Annotated in this window: 18 protein-coding genes; 4 read left to right on the top strand and 14 right to left on the bottom strand. The window is 52.3% G+C overall.

Features of this window, described 5'->3' with window-relative positions; all coding sequences use genetic code 11:
* The first annotated feature begins 37 nt into the window (after window positions 1-37).
* The 4 genes from priA to KJB29_RS02495 all read left to right on the top strand — a co-directional run bounded on the left by priA (window position 38) and on the right by KJB29_RS02495 (window position 4,571).
* A complete protein-coding gene (gene priA, locus KJB29_RS02510) occupies window positions 38-2,278 on the top strand; it encodes a replication restart helicase PriA (protein ID WP_215733218.1) in 2,241 nt (746 codons plus the stop codon).
* Between the two features lie 87 nt (window positions 2,279-2,365).
* Entirely contained in the window at window positions 2,366-2,869 is a 504-nt protein-coding gene (def, locus tag KJB29_RS02505) for a peptide deformylase (RefSeq protein ID WP_215733217.1), read from the top strand.
* A 9-nt stretch (window positions 2,870-2,878) separates the two neighbouring features.
* Window positions 2,879-3,814, top strand: a complete 936-nt coding sequence (gene fmt, locus KJB29_RS02500; protein WP_215733216.1) for a methionyl-tRNA formyltransferase — start codon at window positions 2,879-2,881, stop codon at window positions 3,812-3,814.
* A gap of 1 nt (window position 3,815) precedes the next feature.
* A complete protein-coding gene (locus KJB29_RS02495) occupies window positions 3,816-4,571 on the top strand; it encodes a DUF116 domain-containing protein (protein WP_215733215.1) in 756 nt (251 codons plus the stop codon).
* Window positions 4,572-5,102: 531 nt separating this feature from the next.
* Here the strand turns inward: KJB29_RS02495 and KJB29_RS02490 are convergent.
* The 14 genes from KJB29_RS02490 to KJB29_RS02425 form a co-directional block, all read right to left on the bottom strand.
* On the bottom strand, window positions 5,103-6,557 hold the full coding sequence (locus tag KJB29_RS02490) for an NADH-quinone oxidoreductase subunit N (RefSeq protein ID WP_215733214.1): 1,455 nt from the start codon (window positions 6,555-6,557) through the stop codon (window positions 5,103-5,105).
* Window positions 6,558-6,590: 33 nt separating this feature from the next.
* Window positions 6,591-8,150, bottom strand: coding sequence for an NADH-quinone oxidoreductase subunit M (locus tag KJB29_RS02485; RefSeq protein ID WP_215733213.1), 1,560 nt, complete (start codon window positions 8,148-8,150; stop codon window positions 6,591-6,593).
* 35 nt (window positions 8,151-8,185) lie between these two features.
* Window positions 8,186-10,195: an NADH-quinone oxidoreductase subunit L gene (gene nuoL / locus KJB29_RS02480; RefSeq protein ID WP_215733212.1), complete on the bottom strand. Its 2,010-nt coding sequence runs from the start codon at window positions 10,193-10,195 to the stop codon at window positions 8,186-8,188.
* Window positions 10,196-10,252: 57 nt separating this feature from the next.
* A complete protein-coding gene (gene nuoK / locus KJB29_RS02475) occupies window positions 10,253-10,555 on the bottom strand; it encodes an NADH-quinone oxidoreductase subunit NuoK (RefSeq protein WP_215733211.1) in 303 nt (100 codons plus the stop codon).
* An 18-nt stretch (window positions 10,556-10,573) separates the two neighbouring features.
* Window positions 10,574-11,077, bottom strand: a complete 504-nt coding sequence (locus tag KJB29_RS02470; RefSeq protein ID WP_215733210.1) for an NADH-quinone oxidoreductase subunit J — start codon at window positions 11,075-11,077, stop codon at window positions 10,574-10,576.
* A 13-nt stretch (window positions 11,078-11,090) separates the two neighbouring features.
* Window positions 11,091-11,486 carry an NADH-quinone oxidoreductase subunit NuoI gene (nuoI, locus tag KJB29_RS02465; RefSeq protein ID WP_004512573.1) on the bottom strand — a complete coding sequence of 132 codons (396 nt, stop codon included), beginning with the start codon at window positions 11,484-11,486 and terminating at the stop codon, window positions 11,091-11,093.
* Window positions 11,487-11,513: 27 nt separating this feature from the next.
* Window positions 11,514-12,554: an NADH-quinone oxidoreductase subunit NuoH gene (nuoH, locus tag KJB29_RS02460; protein ID WP_215733209.1), complete on the bottom strand. Its 1,041-nt coding sequence runs from the start codon at window positions 12,552-12,554 to the stop codon at window positions 11,514-11,516.
* A 58-nt stretch (window positions 12,555-12,612) separates the two neighbouring features.
* Complete coding sequence (locus KJB29_RS02455) at window positions 12,613-15,099, bottom strand: molybdopterin-dependent oxidoreductase (protein WP_215733208.1); 2,487 nt, start codon at window positions 15,097-15,099, stop codon at window positions 12,613-12,615.
* A gap of 42 nt (window positions 15,100-15,141) precedes the next feature.
* A complete protein-coding gene (gene nuoF, locus KJB29_RS02450; RefSeq protein ID WP_215733207.1) occupies window positions 15,142-16,917 on the bottom strand; it encodes an NADH-quinone oxidoreductase subunit NuoF in 1,776 nt (591 codons plus the stop codon).
* A 37-nt stretch (window positions 16,918-16,954) separates the two neighbouring features.
* On the bottom strand, window positions 16,955-17,476 hold the full coding sequence (locus KJB29_RS02445; protein WP_215733206.1) for an NADH-quinone oxidoreductase subunit NuoE family protein: 522 nt from the start codon (window positions 17,474-17,476) through the stop codon (window positions 16,955-16,957).
* A 27-nt stretch (window positions 17,477-17,503) separates the two neighbouring features.
* On the bottom strand, window positions 17,504-18,676 hold the full coding sequence (gene nuoD, locus KJB29_RS02440) for an NADH dehydrogenase (quinone) subunit D (protein ID WP_215733205.1): 1,173 nt from the start codon (window positions 18,674-18,676) through the stop codon (window positions 17,504-17,506).
* A 61-nt stretch (window positions 18,677-18,737) separates the two neighbouring features.
* A complete protein-coding gene (locus KJB29_RS02435) occupies window positions 18,738-19,226 on the bottom strand; it encodes an NADH-quinone oxidoreductase subunit C (protein WP_215733204.1) in 489 nt (162 codons plus the stop codon).
* A 31-nt stretch (window positions 19,227-19,257) separates the two neighbouring features.
* Window positions 19,258-19,770, bottom strand: a complete 513-nt coding sequence (locus KJB29_RS02430; RefSeq protein WP_215733203.1) for an NADH-quinone oxidoreductase subunit B — start codon at window positions 19,768-19,770, stop codon at window positions 19,258-19,260.
* Window positions 19,761-20,117, bottom strand: coding sequence for an NADH-quinone oxidoreductase subunit A (locus tag KJB29_RS02425; protein WP_215733202.1), 357 nt, complete (start codon window positions 20,115-20,117; stop codon window positions 19,761-19,763). The genes KJB29_RS02430 and KJB29_RS02425 overlap by 10 nt, the downstream gene beginning before the upstream one ends.
* Window positions 20,118-20,313 lie beyond the last annotated feature (196 nt).

Genomic DNA, 20,313 nt, shown 5'->3' with positions numbered 1-20,313 from the left:
TGCTATTATTCCCGTAACGCCACCAGCATCGGATCCCATGAACCATTCCACGACGGACATCATTGAGGTTGCCATCCCGCTCCCCCTTGACACCACCTTCCACTACCGGGTGCCGGAAGGGCTTATGCCGCGCATTGTCGCGGGCAAACGAGTCCTGGTCCCCTTCGGCCGGCGGAAGGTGACCGGCTATGTCCTCGGCTTCGTGACCGGCGAGGAACGGGAACTGCGGGAGGTGGCAGACGTCCTGGATGACGCTCCCCTCTTCACGCCTCGGGAACTGGAGATCTACCGCTGGGCCGCGTCTTACTATCTCCATCCCCTGGGGGAAGTGATCAAGGCGGCTCTTCCTGCCGGAATCAATGTCCAGAGCCGGCGGGGCACCTCCACCGACGGCGATGCCATGACCGGAGGAAGGAGAGTGCTGACGGAGACCGTCTACCGCCCTATAACGCCTCCTCCCGATGTGGACGTGCCGCGGGGAAAGGCATCCTCCATCCTCTCCCATATCCAGCAGGAAGGGAAAGCCACGGCGGCGGAACTGCGCGGCATCTTCGCCGACTGCGCCCCCCAGCTACGCCGGCTCCGGGAGCTTGGCCTCGTGGTGACGGAGGAGCGAGAGGTCTACCGGGACCCGTTCCGGGAGGAGTCCGTCACCCCCGACGCCCCCCTTCCCCTGAACCCTGGTCAAACCGAGGCCCGAGACCGCATCGTCGCAGCCATCGATACGGGGCGCTTTGCCCCCTTCCTCCTCCACGGCGTCACCGGCAGCGGCAAGACGGAGGTCTATCTCCAGACCATCGCCCACCTCCTGGATGCCGGGAGGACCGCCCTGGTCCTCGTTCCGGAGATCGCCCTCACCCCCCAGCTCGTGAACCGCTTCCGGCGCCGGTTCCGGTGCGGCATCGCGGTGCTCCACAGCGGCCTCTCCGACGGAGAGCGCTACGACGAGTGGCGGCGGATCAGGCGAGGTGAAGTGGCCATCGTCATCGGTGCCCGTTCGGCCATCTTTGCCCCCCTGGAGCGGATCGGCATGATCGTGGTGGATGAGGAGCATGAGTCCTCTTACAAGCAGTCGGAGGGGTTCCGCTACAACGCCCGGGATCTGGCCCTCGTACGGGGAAAGATGGAGAAAGCCTGCGTGGTCCTTGGGTCCGCCACCCCCCAGGTTACCACGTGGCATGCCGCCGTGACCGGGAAACTCACCCTCCTCTCCCTTCCCGAACGGGTGAATGGTCTTCCGGTCCCCCATGCCGAGATTATCGATGCCCGGGGGAAAAAAGCCGATGCCATCCTCCCACTGCTGGCCGATGCCACGGCCGCCAACCTGGCCAACGGCGGACAGACTTTGGTCTTTCTGAACCGCCGCGGCTTTGCCACCTGGCTCACCTGCGAGGAGTGCGGCCACGTGCTCCGCTGCCCCAACTGCGCCGTCACCCTCACTTATCACCAGCGCAAGAACCGCCACGTCTGCCACTACTGCGACTACGCCATCCCGGCCCCTTCTGTCTGCCCCGACTGCGGAAGCACCCGGGTCACGCACCTCGGCCTTGGTACCGAACAGGTGGAAGAGCTGGTGCGGGAACGCTTTCCCGAAGCCCGTGTGGACCGGATGGACCGGGACACCACGCGGGGGAAAGGGGGTCACGCGCGGATTTTGCGCAAGGTGGCCGAGCGGAAGACCGACATCCTCATTGGCACCCAGATGGTTGCCAAGGGGCACGACTTCCCCGGCATCACCCTCGTGGGGATCGTGTCGGTGGAGTCAACTCTCAACATCCCCGACTACCGGAGCGCCGAACGGACCTATCAGCTGGTGACACAACTCATGGGGCGGGCCGGACGGGGCGAGGATGCGGGGAGAGTCATCATCCAGACCCTCAATCCCGACCACTACGCTCTCATCCACGCCGGAACCGCATCCATGGAGGAGTTTTACACGACTGAGCTTGCCTTTCGTCAGGAAACCGGCTATCCACCATTCGTTCACCTGGGGGCCATCTACCTGACCGGCACTGCTGCATCGGCCGTGGAACAGGAGAGCAGGCGCCTTGCCGGGCAAATCCGCACCCTGCGCCGTGAAGCGGGTGGACATGTCGAGATACTCGGCCCCTCCCCCGCCCCCCTGCTGAAACTGCGGGGGAGGTACCGGTGGCAGTTCCTCCTCAAGGCACCGGTACGTTCGGCGCTCCACCGCCTCCTGGCCCGTCTGCGGAGAACTTATACCCCTCCTTCCGGTATACGGATCCTGATCGATGTTGACCCGGTGGATCTCATGTGACTTCGCCGTCCCGTCAGGAAGGGTTTGATTTTTTCGCCCTATCTCTCTATATTCATACGAATAACTATCGTTGAAGGTGCATGAACCATGGTACGGACAATTCTTACTTATCCCAACCCGATCCTCAAAAAGAAGGCGGTGCCGGTTGCGGTCATCAACGACGCGACCCGTGAACTGGTCCGCGACATGGCGGAAACCATGTATGACGCCCAGGGGGTCGGCCTGGCCGCCCCGCAGATCGGCGTAAGCCAGCGGGTCATCGTCATCGATGTCTCTCAGCGCGAAGAAAGGCCGGAGCTGATTGTCTGCATCAACCCGGTGTTCGTCCATACCGAAGGGGAATCATACGAGGAAGAGGGTTGCCTCTCTGTCCCCAAGTACTCCGCCAATGTGCACCGGCACGCCAAGGTTGTCGTTAAGGCGCTCAATCTCGATGGAGAGGAAGTGACCTATAGGGCGGAAGGGCTTCTGGCCATCGCTTTCCAGCACGAGATAGACCACCTGGAAGGGATCCTCTTCGTGGATCACCTTTCTCCCCTGAAGCGGGAGATGTTCAAGAAAAAATACCGCCGCATGGTTGAGGAAGGGTAGGATTACTGCATGGCCGGACTCAGCATCATCTTCATGGGAACCCCTGATTTCGCCTGTCCCACGCTCACGAGACTCATCGAGCGAGGCGAGGATGTAATTGCCGTCGTGACCCAACCTGACCGCCCCAAGGGTCGTGGCCAGAAACTGGTGCCGCCTCCCGTGAAGGTCATTGCCGAGGAGCATGGCATTCCGGTCCTGCAACCCCAGAAAGTCCGTGCGCCCGAGGTTATCGCACAGATCAGGGAACTGAATCCTGACCTGATTGTGGTGGTCGCCTTCGGCCAGATTCTCCCCCAGAGCCTCCTCGACATCCCTCGGCATGGCTGCATCAACATTCACGCCTCACTCCTTCCACGCTATCGGGGGGCCGCTCCCATTAACTGGTGCCTCATCAACGGCGAGACCGAGACCGGCATAACCACCATGCAGATGGACGCGGGTCTCGACACGGGGGATATGCTTGTCAAACGGTCCATCTCAATTGGCCCGGACGAGGACGCCCAGTCGCTCCACGACCGCCTCTCTCTCCTTGGGGCTGAAACCATCGACGAGACCCTGGACAGACTCCAGGTAGGCACCCTTACCCGCGAAAAGCAGGATGACGCTCTTACCTGCTACGCTCCGATGCTGAAGAAGGAAGACGGCCTTATCGACTGGAAGCAGGAGCCGCAGCAAATTAAAAACCTCGTTCGCGGCTTCACTCCGTGGCCCGGAGCGTATACCACGCTGGACGGCAAGACACTGAAGCTGTACAAGGTGTCGGTGGCCACTGAATGCGGCAAGCCCGGAGATATCATGGCTGTCGGGAAAGACGGGATCATCGTCGGCTGCGGGTCATGTAGCCTCCGAATCGAGGAACTGCAACTGGAAGGAAGGAAACGGCTTTCGGCTTCAGATTTCCTAGCAGGTTGCCGTCTGGAGCCAGGGATTCGGCTCGGTCATTAAAATGCCTGACAATACTCCTAAAAAACGTCTTTTCATTGTACTCATGGGGGTCACTTGTCTCCTGATCGTCGGCGCAATCTACCTTCTCTGGTGGATTCCCACGACCGGCTTGGCGAACATCCACCCAAGCCTCCCTCGCATCGCCGGCATAGTTTTTGGTGGCCTGTCCCTACTAGCCCTCCTTGGCACCCTTGTGCTCGTGCTGACATCGGCGCTCGGCAAGGATATCCTTTTCACCCGTTTTCTACGCGGTGTTGTCATCAAGTTCCTCCTTCCGGCCATTGAACTGATCGGTCGCACGTTCGGCATCTCCATTGACACCATCCGCCAGTCGTTCATTGCCATGAATAACAGTCTGGTTCTCTCCCAGCGTCGCCGGGTAAAGCCCGACCGAGTCTTGATACTCCTGCCTCACTGTCTCCAGCTTTTCGAATGCGAGATCAAGGTGACCGGCAACATCAACAAATGCGTCCGGTGCGGCCGCTGCGATATCATGGGACTGGCAGAACTGGCCGAAAAATACTCAATAGATATCTCCGTGGCCACGGGGGGAACTCTGGCACGGAAGGTCATCATAGAGAAACGTCCCAAACTCGTTCTGGCAGTTGCCTGCGAGCGTGACCTGACTTCCGGTATCAAAGACTGCTACCCCCTTCCGGTCATCGGAGTTTTGAACGACCGCCCCTTCGGACCTTGCTTCAACACCAAGGTTGACATAGAGAAGATCGACGAAGCCCTACAGACAGTAATTGGCTAGAACCCTCGCGCGGCGTCCTTGTCCGAGTTTCCTCTCCCGTTCCATTTCTTTCCGCGAGAGCCTGAAACTACCCTCCGACGAGATGTTTCCCACCCGAGATGTCCATAACAGTAACAAGCAGCAAATCCATTCACAACTGCTGGCCACAAGACACCAGCCGCCAGGAGGCTGCGGTCGGCTGGAACCATGCTCAACCAGTGGTTGGCGCTCCTCCGCAAAAAACTTGATTTTGTGCCTCAATAAAACCGTCAAGGTTTGCTCTGTCGGTATTTCGGCAGCAAACTGACTAGCGTTGTCTGGAGGGGTTCATAAGTCTCATTTCGGCGCGTGAGGCCAAGACTTGCGGCTATCGCACCCCACGGACCCTTGATCGCAAGGCCTGTAGCATCGTGGGTAAGCGTAACTTCCAGGCGCGAAATCGTCACGTCGAACACCCAGTTATTCCGTGCCATGCCGAATCTTCTTACAAAATACAAAAGGGCTCCTTCATATAAAGGAGCCCTGAGGGAAAAGCCTATTACTTACTTCTAGTTAAAGGAGAACTGCCTGCTGTGCAAGGTTGAGGAGAAACGCTGGAACAACTCCTGGCAACAGGACACCAACAACAGCAATAATAATGCAGATGGCAACTGCCGGAGTAAGCTTCATCCAGTCAAACTCTTCAACAGGATCCTTCATATACATATAAACCATCACACGGAGATAGTAATATACTGACGCGGCACTATTCAGTACCCCGATGATGGCAAGCCATACATACCCAGCCTTAATGGCGCCAGAGAAGAGATAGAACTTACCGATAAAACCAGCAGTCGGCGGTATGCCAGCCAGAGAGAAGAGGAAGACTGCCATTGCCAGGGCCAGCACCGGGTGCTTAGTTCCGAACCCTGCGTAATCCATAACATTACTGTTTGCTTCGCCCTTCTTGCCAACAAGAACGATAATGGCAAAGGCCCCTATATTCATAAAAGCATAGGAAAGCATGTAGAAGAGAATACCTGCCGTCCCCTCTGCATTTCCGGCGGCAAAACCGACCAGGGCATACCCAGCGTGCGCAATCGATGAGTATGCGAGCATCCTCTTGATATTGTCCTGATTGAGAGCAATCAGGTTACCAATGGTCATGGTAAGAACGGCAAGAACCCAGAGGAGATCGGACCAGTCAGCCTTAAGGGAAGGGAAAGCAATAATAACAACGCGCATAAATGCTGCGAAACCGGCTGCCTTCGGCCCCGCTGACATGAAAGCGGTCATTGGTGTCGGAGCACCCTCGTAGACATCCGGAGTCCACATATGGAACGGAGCAGCGGCGATCTTGAAGGAAAAGCCTACCGCCATCAGCAGCATTCCGATCACAAACATAGGATTCTGCGCCACGACTCCGTTTTGCGACACATACTCAGCAATCTTCACTACGCGCGTAGTGCCGGTAGCGCCGTAGGTGAGGGCCATTCCGTACAGGAGGAATCCAGTTGAAAACGCGCCAAGAAGAAAGTACTTGAGGCCAGCTTCATTCGACTTAACATTGGCCCTGTTAAAGCCTGCCAAAATATACAGAGATACGGAGAGCACTTCGAGACCAAGAAAAATAGTCATCAAATCCGTACCGGACGCCATAAGCATCATACCAACCGTGGCAAAGAGAAGCAGTGGGTAAAGTTCCCCGAGATTGCATTCTTCACGCTTGAAATATTGATCCGAGATAAGAATGCTCATCGCAACCGTGAGGAGGAAAATGCCCTTGAAAAATATAGAGAAGTTATCCTGAACAACAGAATCATTGAACGCTGAGAGAGGTACTCCCCATCCACCAATGAGCGTGAATCCGGCGACAATGACGCCTACGAGACTCAAATATCCCAGATAGGCCTTGTGCTCACTCGGAACGAATACGTTTACAAGGAGCAGCACCATCGCAAAGATCGAAAGTATGACCTCTGGCATTATTGGTGCGAAGTTAATGGCAGGAATTGCAATTGTTTCCATCTAGGTTCCCTCCGGTGGCTTTTCTGAAACCGATTACTTGTGCTCAACAGGCAGCACGGCGGCAGGAAGAGCCTGCGGTGCCGGGATCTGAGGAATCTGTGCCTTGGCGGTCTGCTTCGACTTGACGTGAACGATCAATTTCTCAAGCGACGGGCTCATTTTGTCGATGAAGGGGGTAGGATACACGCCCATAACGAAGATCAACACGAGCAACGGCAGCATAATCACCACTTCGCGTGCATTCAAATCTGCAAGCGTCTGGTTCTTGGGGTTATTCAGCTCACCAAACATGACACGCTGGAACATCCAGAGCATATAAACTGCGGAAAGAATCACGCCGCTCGTCCCGATTACAGCATACCAACGCAGTTCACTTTCATACGCACCGATGAGAATAAGGAACTCTCCAACAAAGCCGTTGGTTCCCGGAAGACCGATGGAAGAAAGGGTGACAATCATGAAAATTGTAGCAAAAACCGGCATCTGCTTGGCCAATCCGCCGAAATCAGTTATGAGACGAGTGTGACGGCGCTCGTAGATGAAACCAACTATAAGGAACAGTGCGCCAGTGGAAACACCGTGATTGAGCATCTGAATCATTCCGCCCGAGAGTCCTTGCTGGTTGAGCGCAAACACGCCGAGCATAACATAGCCAAGGTGTGCAACTGAGGAGTAGGCAACAAGTTTTTTTACGTCCTCCTGAACCATAGCCACAAGGGCAGCATACACAATACCTATCACTGAAAGGACTGCAATGAGAGGAGTAAACTGAGCTGTAGCGTCCGGGAAAAGCGGCATGGCGAAGCGTACAAAACCATAGGTTCCCATCTTAAGGAGAACGGCAGCCAGAATTACGGAACCAGCGGTCGGGGCTTCGGTATGTGCATCCGGCAACCACGTATGCAGCGGGAACATCGGTACTTTAATGGCAAAGGCCAAAGCGAACGCAAGGAACAACCAGGTCTGGGTCGCAGGATCGAGAGCGAGATCATAGAAACGAAGCACACTGAAGTCGCCGGCTCCGCCCTTAAAGTAAAGGACGACAAGAGCGACCAGCATCAGGAGCGAACCGACCATTGTATAGATAAAGAACTTGAGCGCAGCGTATATCTTGTTTTTCCCACCCCATATACCGATGATGAAGTACATTGGAATGAGCATGACCTCCCAAAATATGTAGAAGAGGAACAGGTCAAGTGAAACGAAAGCGCCAAGCATCCCGACCTCAAGGAGGAGGAGACAGATCATGTATTCCTTCACCTTGTTCTCAACGGCTGTCCAGGTTGAAAGAATGGCGATTGGCACGATGAAGGTTGTCAGAATCACGAGCCAGAGACTGATTCCATCGATGGCAACGTGATAATTCATCTGGTACGGGCCGGCAGCAATCCAGGGTACCTTCTCCACAAACTGGAACTCAGCGTTGCTCTGGAAGCCGGTAACAAGCGGAAGTGATACGACAAACGTCGCAAGAGCCACCAGAAGTGCAAGCCCCCGCTGTGCAGAATGGCTCTGCTTGGGAACGAAGAAGAGCAGTACGACCCCTAGAAGTGGTAGAAAGGTCATCACGCTGATTAAGGGAAACTGACTCATGAATCTGCTCCTTTAGTCCTATTGGTAATTCAGAGTTAGCGGAAGAGATAGAAGGCAACGATAACTACAACACCGAGTGACATGCCAAGGGCATAGTTGTGCACATACCCTGTCTGAATGTTTCTGAGCGCGCCACCGAAACCCTTGACGATTGCCGCAACACCGTTGACAACACCATCTACCACCACGACGTCAAAACCTTTCCAGAGACCATTACCGAGCGCCTTGCAGGGGTTGACGAAGAGAAAATCGTAGAGTTCGTCAACATACCACTTGTTATAAACTGCCCGGTGGAGCGCCGGGAAGGCAGCTGTGAATTTTGCAGGAATGGACGGTGACACCACATAGAGGAAGAAGGCAATGGAGATACCGATCAGCGCGATCACAACAGACGTGCCCATGAGTCCCCACTCAAGTGCAGGGTTATGGTGAGCCGCACCATGAGCAAGCTGCTGAGCCATGAACTCTTCGGATCCCTTGAATACTGGCTCAAGATAGTGCTCAAGATAATTCGGAATGCCCCCAAAAAGCTCGCCAATCAGCTTCGGTATGCCAACGTAACCGCCTACGACAGCCAGCAAACCAAGCACCATCAGCGGAAAAGTAATGACAAGGGGAGATTCATGGAGGTGGCTCTTTGCCTTTTCCACGATGCGACACTCACCGAAGAAGGTCATAAACACAAGTCTGAACATATAGAACGCCGTGAAACCTGCGGCTATAGCGCCAGTTGCCCAGAGAATAATATTCAGGTCTCCATGGAGCGGGTTGGCAAAGGCCTGCCAGAGAATCTCATCTTTGGAGAAAAACCCGGAGAAACCTGGGATACCGGCGATAGCAATAGTTGACACAAGGAATGTCAGGAAGGTTATCGGCATCTGCTTCTTCAGACCACCCATGTTACGCATGTCCTGCGGGTCATCATGGGAATGGGCATGATGCAAGGCATGGTGCATTGAATGAATGACTGAACCAGACCCTAGGAAGAGGCAGGCCTTGAAGAACGCGTGAGTCATAAGGTGAAAAATACCCGCAGTAAAGGCGCCAACACCCATGGCGAGGAACATGAAACCAAGCTGCGATACTGTTGAATAGGCAAGGACGCGTTTGATATCGTTTTGAGCAGTACCAATAGTCGCGGCAAAAATGGCTGTAGCCGCACCAACTATGGCAACAATCATCATCGTCTCATGCGAACGAATATATACGAAATTCAAACGACCGATCATATATACGCCAGCTGTGACCATTGTTGCCGCATGGATGAGTGCGGATACTGGCGTCGGGCCTTCCATGGCATCAGGAAGCCATGTATAGAGTGGAAGCTGTGCTGACTTGCCGGTAGCACCCAGAAAGAAACAGAGGGCAATTACTGTAACTGCGCCACCAACAGGAAGAAGATGGGCATTTGCTGCCAATTGACGGAAATTGATGGTCCAGACATTATGGTTTTGTCCGAGATACCAGTAGAGCGTGAAGATACCCAGCAGAAAACCGAAGTCACCTACCCGGTTCATTACGAATGCCTTCTTGCCGGCGTCTCCCGCTGATTTCTTGTGGAAATAGTAACCAATAAGGAGATAAGAGCAGAGACCGACTCCTTCCCAACCAACAAACATAAGCAGGAGGTTGTTCCCGAGCACCAAAAGGAGCATAGAGAATGTGAAAAGGTTCAAGTAGGTAAAATACCGATAGAAGCCCTCTTCACCGTGCATATAACCGATGGAGTAAACATGAATCAGGAAACCAACACCCGTCACGACCATGATCATCAGCGCGGAAAGCGGATCGATAAGAAAACCGATCTCAGCGTTGAAGTTACCGGATTTAATCCACGTAAAGAGCACCTTCTCAAAGACGCGCTCTTCCGCAGATCTCGAGAGAAGCTCGATCAGGATGCCGCATGACACAAGAAACGAACCGAACACCATGAGTGATCCTATTCCACCGATCACGGTCTCGTTCTTGATCTTCTTCCCAAGAAGGCCGTTTATGACGACGCCGATCAGAGGGAACAGTGGTATCAGCCATACGTACTCGAACATTCCTGACTCCTTTATTATCGCGAGTAATTCAGAATTTCGTAAGTTCTGTCAGAACTGCTACAGTCTCATGAGCTTGACATCTTCAACGTCAATAGACTCACGATTCTTATAAAATGCAATCATAAGCGCCAGGCCCACGGCGGCTTCTGCTGCGGCAACCGTCATAACAAAGAAAACAAATATCTGTCCGTCAACATTTCCAAGATGCTTAGACAACGCGATGAAGGTAAGATTGACCGAATTTAGCATCATTTCGACGCACATAAAGATGACGATGGCATTTCTTCTGATGAGGACACCAATGGTCCCGATGGAAAATAGTATTGCGCTGAGTATCAAGTAACTGTGCAAAGAGACCATGAGCTTAACCCCTGTCAGTTAGATTTTCTTCTTCGTGAGAACGACCGCGCCGATGATGGCCACCAGGAGAAGAATGGAGGTCACCTCGAAGGGGAGAAGGAAGTCAGTGTACAACGCTTTGCCGATCAACTCGGTATGGCCAACCTTGTTTATAAGAGCTGAATCAATTGCTCCCTTCTGCCCTGTGAGCGAACTTCTATTAAACAGGTAGAACAGCTGGAACAAGGTAAATAGTCCGATCAGACTGCCAAACAGTACACTGTGCGAGCTTCTCCGACCCGACTCTGTCCGTACGTTGAGAAGCATGATTACGAACACAATCAAGACCATGATTGCGCCTGCATAGACAATCACCTGTATGGCGGCCATGAACGGAGCATCAAGCGTCACGTACAGAGTTGCCAAGCAGAAGAAAGTCAGAATGAGAGAGAGCGCACTGTTGATCGGGTTCTTGCAGGTAATGACCAGAATACTGGCCAGGACAGCTACTGCTGCCACGATCATGAAGAAGAACGTTTCCATTGCTGCTCCTTTATTACTTTTCTAATAGTCGCTCTTTGACGAATACAAAATCTTCGCGCTTATAATTTGCCAATTCGAATTCACCAGTCATCTTAAGGGCATCGACAGGGCAAGCCTCAACACAATAGCCGCAGAAAATGCACCGAAGCATATCAATCTCGTACCGTTCAGCATATTTATTGTGTTCCTGATCCTCACCAGCCTCAACGGTAATGCATTTTGCTGGACACACTGTAGGACAGAGATAACAGCAAACACACTTGGCTTTACTGTGAGAAACCTTTAGAGCATGCAATCCACGAAAATTGGGTGAAGGAGTCGGCCGCTCATCAGGATACTGCAGCGTAACCGGCTTCATGAACATATGCTTCAGGGTGATCTTGAGACCATTAATCAATGGCATTATCATGGCGTGTAACCTCGTAATAGGTTCAGACTAGAGTGATACGATAATTCCCGTAACTACGATATTGATCAGCGTCAGAGGCAAGAACACCTTCCAGCCCAGACGCATCAGCTGGTCATAACGGTAGCGGGGATAGGTTGCGCGAATCCACATGCAGGTGAAGATCAAAAAGTAGACCTTTGCAATGAACCAGAACCAGCCAGGCAAGAAGCTAGGCCCATGCCATCCACCAAGGAACAGAGTGGTAGTTACCGCACAGACTGTCACCATGTTTGCATACTCTGCCATAAAGAACATGGCGTACTTCATACTCGAATACTCAGTACAGAAACCAGAGACAAGTTCTGTTTCAGCCTCAGGAAGGTCAAAGGGAGTGCGGTTAATTTCCGCAATTGAGCAGATGAAGAAGAGGATGAACGCCAACGGCTGCTTGAATGCATACCACGCGCCATTCGCTTGATCTGCCACGATCTTCTGGAGCGAAAGGGATTCCGAAAGCATGAAGACCGAAACAATGGCGAGACCAGCGGCTAGTTCGTAGGATATCATCTGAGCAGAGGAGCGCAGTCCCCCCAGAAGTGAATATTTGCTGTTAGAAGACCACCCCGCCAAAACTATACCGTACACGCCTATCGAGGCCAATGCGAGTATGTAAAGCACGCCGACATTGAGATCAACGACTTGGCCAGACGCAGTGTCGTAATATGCGGCAATTTGCAGCGGTATTTTGTAGCCGCCCACTTCAATTGTTTCACCGAAAGGTATGACCGCGAATCCAATAAAAGCCGGTACGAGTGCGATAACCGGAGCTATCAGAAACGCAAACTTGTCCGCTTGAGAAGGAATAATCTCTTCTTTGAAAAAAAGCTTAACGCCATCTGCAATTGGTTGCAGCAGACCATGCCAACCGGTGCGCATCGGCCCAAGCCGGACCTGCATGTGGCCAATGATCTTACGCTCAGCATAGGTGGCGTACGCCACGGTAAGCAGTACGAAGACGAACACCACGAGAACTTTGAGTACCATGGCGATGTAGTATGCCATCGGCAATCCCAATATTTCGTATCCCATTTGCACTCTTCCCCTCTTGATGTGATGGTGTTGTGAGTGGACTTTACATCCAAGTATGCTACTTGCTTATTGTAACCCACGTAACAGGTGCACCGTTGGTGATACTGTTAATGGACATTTCGGAAAAATGATACGGTGCGAACACAACACCTTCAGGCATGCGCATACTTACTTTGGCCTTCAGCTTGACTTCTCCAACAGACGATTTCACTGTTAACGTCTGGTCATTTTCAACGCCAAGTTTTTTAGCATCGCCACTATTCAACTCTACATATCCTTCTGGGCAGACATACATGGGGCCTTCCCCATGCAGCGACAATGTACCGCAATGATTGAGAGCACTGCCCGTAATGAGAGCCATCGCACCAGCTGCCGACTCCTGGCCATCCGCAACCGATGAAACGAACCGCAGCTTGTTGGCAACTGAATAGACTGAACCGTTCTCGTCCAAACCATCGAAAGTAAGCCCACTGTACGAAGGAACCACAGACGCAATCTCGGCAAAAGCTTCCGACAATCCTTTAAAGGAGTCACACCCAAGGGTTGAATACAAAGAGTTAAATATATCAAAGTCACTGCGGGCCATGCCGATAGTATCTATTGCTTTGCGAACCCTTTGAATGGCCTTACCGGCGCTGGTAAAGGTACCATTCTTCTCAGCAAAGGAGCATGCCGGGAGAACGACATCTGCTTTACTAGCCGTCTCGGTCATAAACAGATCCTGAACCACAAGGAACTCGACAGCATCGAGAGCAGCTTCGACCTTTTTACGGTTCGGGTAAGAGATAACGGGATTCTCACCAACAACGTACAGTGTCTTGATGGCGCCTGATGCACAGCCGTCTAGAATTGCCATGGCATCACGACCACCTGCAACCGGATGAATCCTAAGATCAGCAGCCCCCTGGCTGTTGTTCTTCTCGCCCATTATGAGAACGCCACACCCTTCTTTGCCAATCTTTCCCGTAAGCAACGCAAGGTTGATGGTGGCTTGGGCAAGCGCCTTCCCATGCCCCGGATAGGCAAGACCGATGGGCAGCATGATGAGTGCCTTCTCGGCTTTTGCATAGTCGCGTGCAAGGGTTGTAATATCTTCAATTGGCATACCACTTTGGGCTGCGACAATAGCCGGAGCACATGCCCCGAGATTCTTAACGAAATCGTCATAACCAGGGAGAGATGAGGCTGAGCTGTCAGCAAGGCCCTCATCGACGATGACTTTTGCAAGGGCATTAAAGAGGAGGACTTCACTTGCGGGCTTATGAACATATGTAATAGCGTTCGGAAGTTTAGAAAGCTTACCTTTCTTGTCCGACACAATTCGGAGATTAACGCCTTTGCGCTTCACTCCGAGATTTACCTCAAAACCAAGGACAGGGTGCGTTTCGTAAGCATCCGTCTTCACAACCAACAACAGATTCGTTGTCTGAATATCCGAAATAGAGGCTGGCGAGGCGGGATACCCAAGACTCTCAGCCGCGCCTGCTGTCAATGCGTCGTGGGCGTAGCCTGCCGAGTGATCAATGTTATCGGACCCAATTCCTTTATTGAAAAGCTGCTTGAAGAGATAGAGCTCTTCATTGGTAAGACGGGGCGTTACCAGTCCGGCAACAGATGATGCACCAACGCTTTTTGCATCAGCAAGTCTCTGGTGTACCAGTCCGAGAGCTTCTTCCCAGCTGGCCTCCTCAAGCTTACCGTTCTTCTTGACCAGTGGTGTCTTGAGACGCTTATCACTGTTTACGAATTGATATCCAAATCTACCACGAGTACAAAGCTGACCATTATGGAAACCCTGATTCTCGTCATAGACCGTGGTAAGTACTTTGTTATCCTTTACCCCAAGAGTTAGCTGGCACCCCGTTCCGCAGTAAGAACAAACCGTCTTCACTTTATTCAATGACCACCAGCGGGCCTTGAATTTGAACGGCCTACTCACGAGAGCGCCAACGGGGCAAACTGATACACATGATCCACAAAACTCGCAATTAAGCGGTCCATCGAACTCTGTACCGATTTTTGCTTCAAGACCCCGATTGATAAAAGTATAGGCGCCGAATGAAACTATTTCATCACAGATTCGAGCACACTTGCCGCAGTGAACACAACGATTCATATCTCGTTCAATTAGCGGGTTTTGGTAGTCGATCTGATGCTGAAATTTTTCATCCTGGAACCGATTTGAATTCACCTGGTATTCGTAGGTGAGATTCTGGAGGTCGCAGTCGCCAGCGGCGTCGCAAACAGGACAGTCGATGGGATGCTTCAGCAACAGTAGTTCAAGAACGAGCTTACGGGCCTGAATAATCTCAGGAGTCATGGTGTTGACTATCATACCCTCAGTTACAGGGGTCGTACACGCCGGAATCTGGCGCCCTTTCATCTGTTCGACCTCGACGAGACACATACGGCAACCGCCGAAGGGATGGAGCTTCTTGTCGTGACAGAGAATGGGTATCCTGATGCCAGCTGATTTTGCAGCATCGTAAATGGTAGCGTCCTTGGGTACCGTTACCTGTTTTCCGTCAATCGTGAGATTTACCATCTTGACCTCTGTATAACCTCGGATAGTTAGCTCGTCGAGCTGTTACTCAATCGCCATGAACCGACAGGCGTCATAACACGACTTACATTTTGTACACTTTGCCTTGTCCAGATAGGCAACCTGTCCCTTTTCCCAGACAATTGCGTCTACCGGACACGCTTTGAAACACGCACCGCACTTAACACACTTTTCCTCTATCACCTGCCACAGGAGTAGTTCCTTGCAGCAGTTTGACGGGCAGCGTTTATCGATGATGTGGGCTTCGTACTCTTCCCGGAAATAGCGAATGGTAGAGAGAATAGGGTTCGGCGCTGTTTGGCCGAGGCCACATAAGGAAGCCTTCTTGATGGTACTGCCCATCTCCAGAAGAGTCTCAATATCGCCCGCCTGGCCGCGGCCTGAGGTAATTCTCTCCAGAATGTCAAGCATAACCTTGAGGCCAATCCGGCAGGGGACACATTTCCCGCAAGACTCCATTCTGGTGAACGAAAGGAAGAAGCGGGCAACGTCGACCATACAGGTTGTCTCGTCCATGACGACCAGACCACCCGAACCCATCATGGCTCCGGCCTTAATCAATGAATCGTAGTCAACGGGAGTATCAAGCACTTCAGGAGGGATACAGCCACCAGAGGGCCCACCCGCCTGTACCGCCTTGAATTTGCGATTATTCGCAATCCCACCGCAGACATTATAGATAACATCGCGAACTGTCATGCCTGCAGGGACCTCAACAAGGCCCGTGTGTTTTACCTTGCCAGTGACGGCAAAAATTTTGGTCCCCTTGGTCGTGTCAGTTCCGAGGGAGGCATACCACTCAGCCCCCTTGTTGATTATGTGACGGACGTTGGCAAACGTCTCAACGTTATTGATGTTGGTCGGCTTGGCCCACAAGCCCTTGACCGCAGGGAACGGTGGCCGGGGGCGCGGCATGCCTCGTTCACCTTCGATGGAAGCCATGAGCGCAGTCTCTTCACCGCAAACGAAGGCACCGGCACCCTTCTTGATAATCAGGTCAAAGTCAAAGCCCCAACCTTGTATGTTGTGCCCGAGATAGCCTTTTTCACGACAGACATCGAGGGCCTTTTGGAGGCGCTCAATCGCCAGCGGATACTCTGCGCGTACGTAAACGTACCCCTTAGAGCAACCAATCGCATACGCCGCAATCATCATCCCTTCGATGATGCAGTAGGGGTCACCCTCAAGGATCGAACGGTCCATAAAGGCCCCGGGATCCCCTTCGTCAGCATTACAGATCAGATATTTGAGCTTCCCGGGTGTAGCAGCACAAAAGGACCACTTCATGCCTGTGGGAAAGCCCCCTCCCCCACGGCCGCGCAGACCCGACTTCTTGACCTCGTCAATAACTGCAGCCGGAGTCATCTCTTTCACACATTTTTCAATGGCCTTGAATCCCTCTTCTTCCAGATAGGCGTCAAGACTTTCGGGATCAATCTGACCGCAGCCGGTCATAACAATCCGCATTTGTTGATCGACGAATGTATTGTAATAAGGTTTTGCCTTTCGCTTTTCCAAAGGCGTGCGCTTGATGATGTGTTCATCAACGAGCTGCGCTACTTCTTCTGGCTGCACAAAATCATAGGTGACCCGTCCAAGCTCAGGATCCACGATATCGACGAGAACATCGTTTGCACAGAGTCCGCGGCAGCCAGTCTTGATAATGTCGCAACGCTTGCCAACAACGGCGTTGACGCCTCTTTCGGAAATTATCCGGTTAAATTCGGCCTCGACCTTTTTTGCACCGGCCGATACACCGCCTGTCCCCTGACAAATCAGAATCTTTATCGCTTCGCCCATAACGCTCTATCCTCTGATGTGAATGGTTGGATCGATCCTACTTCATCGGCCGCTGATTATACTCAGCGATAATCTCTTCAACCTTTTGCACTGTCATTTTCCCAAAGGTGTCGTCGTTGACCATCGCCAAAGGAGCCATCCCGCAGGCACCGAGGCAAGCAACCTTCTCAAAGGTGTACCGAAGGTCGGGTGAGGTTTCGGCATGACCAATCCCAAGCTTGTCGAAAAAGGTTTCAACAATTCGGGGAGCCCCCTGAACGTGACACGCGGTTCCCACACAGACCCGGATAATGTAGCGTCCACGAGGTTTGAGATGGAACTGGGCATAAAATGTCAGCACTCCGAATATCTGGCTGGGATAGACATTGAGACGCTCTGCCACCAGATCGATGGTCGGCTTTGGCACATAGCCATACTCATCCTGAATCCCCTGTAGCACCGGCATAAGATTGCCCGGAAGGGTCAAGTATTTGTCAATGATATGGTTCGCCGGTCCGAGATCTATTTCCTCTACTGGCGTTTCCTCAACATTTGTCGCTTCGGCCGGAGCGTTGCTCATTACTCCCTCTCCTTTATCGCAGTGGCATTACCGGTCGATTTCACCAAGCACGATATCCAACGTACCGATAACGGCAACAAGGTCAGCAATCATGGAACCCTTTGCCATTTTCTCTATGGCCCCAAGGTTGACGAATGAGGGGGGGCGTATGCGCATGCGGTACGGCTTGTTGCCACCGTCGCTGACGATGTAGTAGCCAAGCTCTCCCTTGGGGTTCTCCACTCCCTGGTATACTTCACCTTCCGGAACAGGGAATCCTTCGCTGGCTATCTTGAAATGATGGATAAGTCCCTCAATCGTATTGTAAACATTTTCCTTGGGCGGATAAGTCGCTTGAGGCGCATCAGCTAAGACGGGACCAGGCTTAAGGGAGTCGAGAGCCTGACGGATGATATTGACCGCTTCGCGCATTTCGACGAGCCTGACTTTATAACGGTCGAAGGTGTCACACTTCTCCCCCACTGGAACCTTGAACTGGTACTTCTCGTACCCGCTGTAGGGGTTGTCGCGGCGAAGATCCCAATCAACACCCGAGCCACGCAGCGCAGGCCCGGTAATGCCGTAATCAATTGCATCTTCAGCAGATATCACGCCATTGCCGACCGTGCGGTTAAGCCAAATGGTGTTCTTGGTGAGAAGCCCCTCATACGTATCAAAATGACCGGGGAACGTGTCAATAATTTCCCTCACGTCTTTTTCGAATGCGTCATATACGTCCGACGAGAGACCTCCTACCCGGAAATAACTGCTTGTCATCCGGGCACCGGAAATCTTCTCATAAAGGCTCATCACCATCTCACGCTCGCGGAAAGCATAGATGAACACGGTCATGGCACCGATATCAAGGGCATGGCACGCAATCCAGACAAGGTGAGACTTGAGCCTGGTCAACTCAGCCAAGATCACACGTATGGTCTGAGCACGTTCAGGAACCTCAATTCCCAAGAGCTTCTCAACTGCCAACACATAGCCGAGGTTATTGTGCATCGGTGCAAGGTAATCAAGACGGTCGGTCAGAGGGATCGTCTGGTGGTACGTGCGGTGTTCCGAGAGCTTCTCAACGCCACGGTGCAGATACCCGATATGCGGCGTAATCTTTTGGATGATTTCGCCGTCCAGTTCGACGACCAACCGCAAAACGCCGTGGGTACTTGGATGCTGCGGCCCCATGTTGACTGTCATAATCTCAGTACTAGCCATTGCGCGCCTCTGTATTCTTCTCTCTAAAGTAGGTTAATTTCGCTATAAATAATCCGTATCGCTACGACAACCGCCCTTTGTAAGGCTCACGACCAGGCCCCTGCAGCGGATAATCCTTACGGAGCGGATGGCCAACCCAGTCATCAGTCATCAGTATCCGACGAAGATCTGGGTGGTTATTGAAGACCACACCCATCAAATCGTAAACTTCACGCTCCAACCAATTGGCCGCGCTCCAGACGCAGGAAACCGTATCAATGGAGCAGTCAGCCTCCGGAACCCCCGCCTTAACCCTGAGCCGGTCTTTATTCGGAATCGAATAAAGGTTGTAAACTACCATAAAGCGTGGCTCTTGCTTCCCCCAATAGTCCACCGCGGTTACGTCTGTACAGAGATTATAGGCAAGCGACGACTTGAGGAAATTACAAATTTCAACAATGTCCTCACGCTTCACCGTAACCGTCACCTCTCCGCGGAACTCTTTCACATCAAGCACGGAAGCGGAAAATTTTTCCCTGAGCTTTATTACTGCGCGATTAGTTTCAGCCATAACCGTTGGCTCCCTTACCTAGTTGATATGGTCACGCCGCCGACTCGAGTCGCTGGCCAAGACCGATAGTAGAACCAAAGGAGTTCTTGTCCTTCATGATTTTATCCTGAAGCTTGATAAGACCATAAAGCAATGCCTCCGGCCGGGGAGGGCAACCGGGGATATACACATCTACCGGAAGCGCCTCATCAATCCCCTGCACGACACTATACGTATCAAAAACCCCACCCGAACAGGCACAGGCCCCCATAGCGACCACCCACTTCGGCTCAGGCATTTGCTCGTAAACGGTCTGGATTATGGGCAGCATCTTTTTGGTGACCGTTCCAGCAATAATGATGCAGTCGGACTGCCTTGGCGAAGCACGGAAAATAATACCAAAACGGTCAAGGTCATTATGGGCCGCACCCGTTGCCATCATCTCGATGGCACAGCAGGCAAGACCGAAGGTCATCGGCCAAATGGAGGACTTCCTCGCCCAGTTGACGAGACCGTCCAAGGACGCTGTAATGAAGCTATCTCCCAACGGCTGATCTACTCCCATTCCAAGGCTCCTTTTTTCCATACATAGATGTAACCAACAAAGAGAATGACGATAAAGACGCCCATCTCCATCACGCCGAACATCCCCAACCTCTTAAAGAGAACCGACCACGGATAGAGAAAAACCGCTTCAATATCGAACAGGATAAAGAGCATGGCGATTATATAAAATTTTACCGAAAACCTCTCGCGAGCAGACCCCACTGGTTCACAGCCACACTCATAAGGGGCATTCTTAACAGCGCTTGGCTTCTTCTGCCCAATCAGAGACGAAAAACACAAAGCACCGAGACCAAATACGGCAGCTATTGCCACCAAGAAAATTATCGGAAGATAGGCGCCAAGCATATGTCTTACCTCCAAACCAAAGTTATTGCTTCAATTTTATTTTTACACTTATCCGGCGACCCTGATTGCGCCTAAAACTACGTTTGCTGCATGCGTATACTGTATACAATTTGGAGGAAACTTATGTCATTTGAAAAACTTTGTCAAGGAAAAAAAGCTCTAATCTTTCCCGCTTAATTTGCTGAATTCCTGCCAA

The sequence above is a fragment of the Geobacter grbiciae genome, from assembly GCF_018531165.1.
Taxonomy (GTDB): domain Bacteria; phylum Desulfobacterota; class Desulfuromonadia; order Geobacterales; family Geobacteraceae; genus Geobacter; species Geobacter metallireducens.
This window is presented reverse-complemented; position numbering and strand designations above follow the sequence as displayed.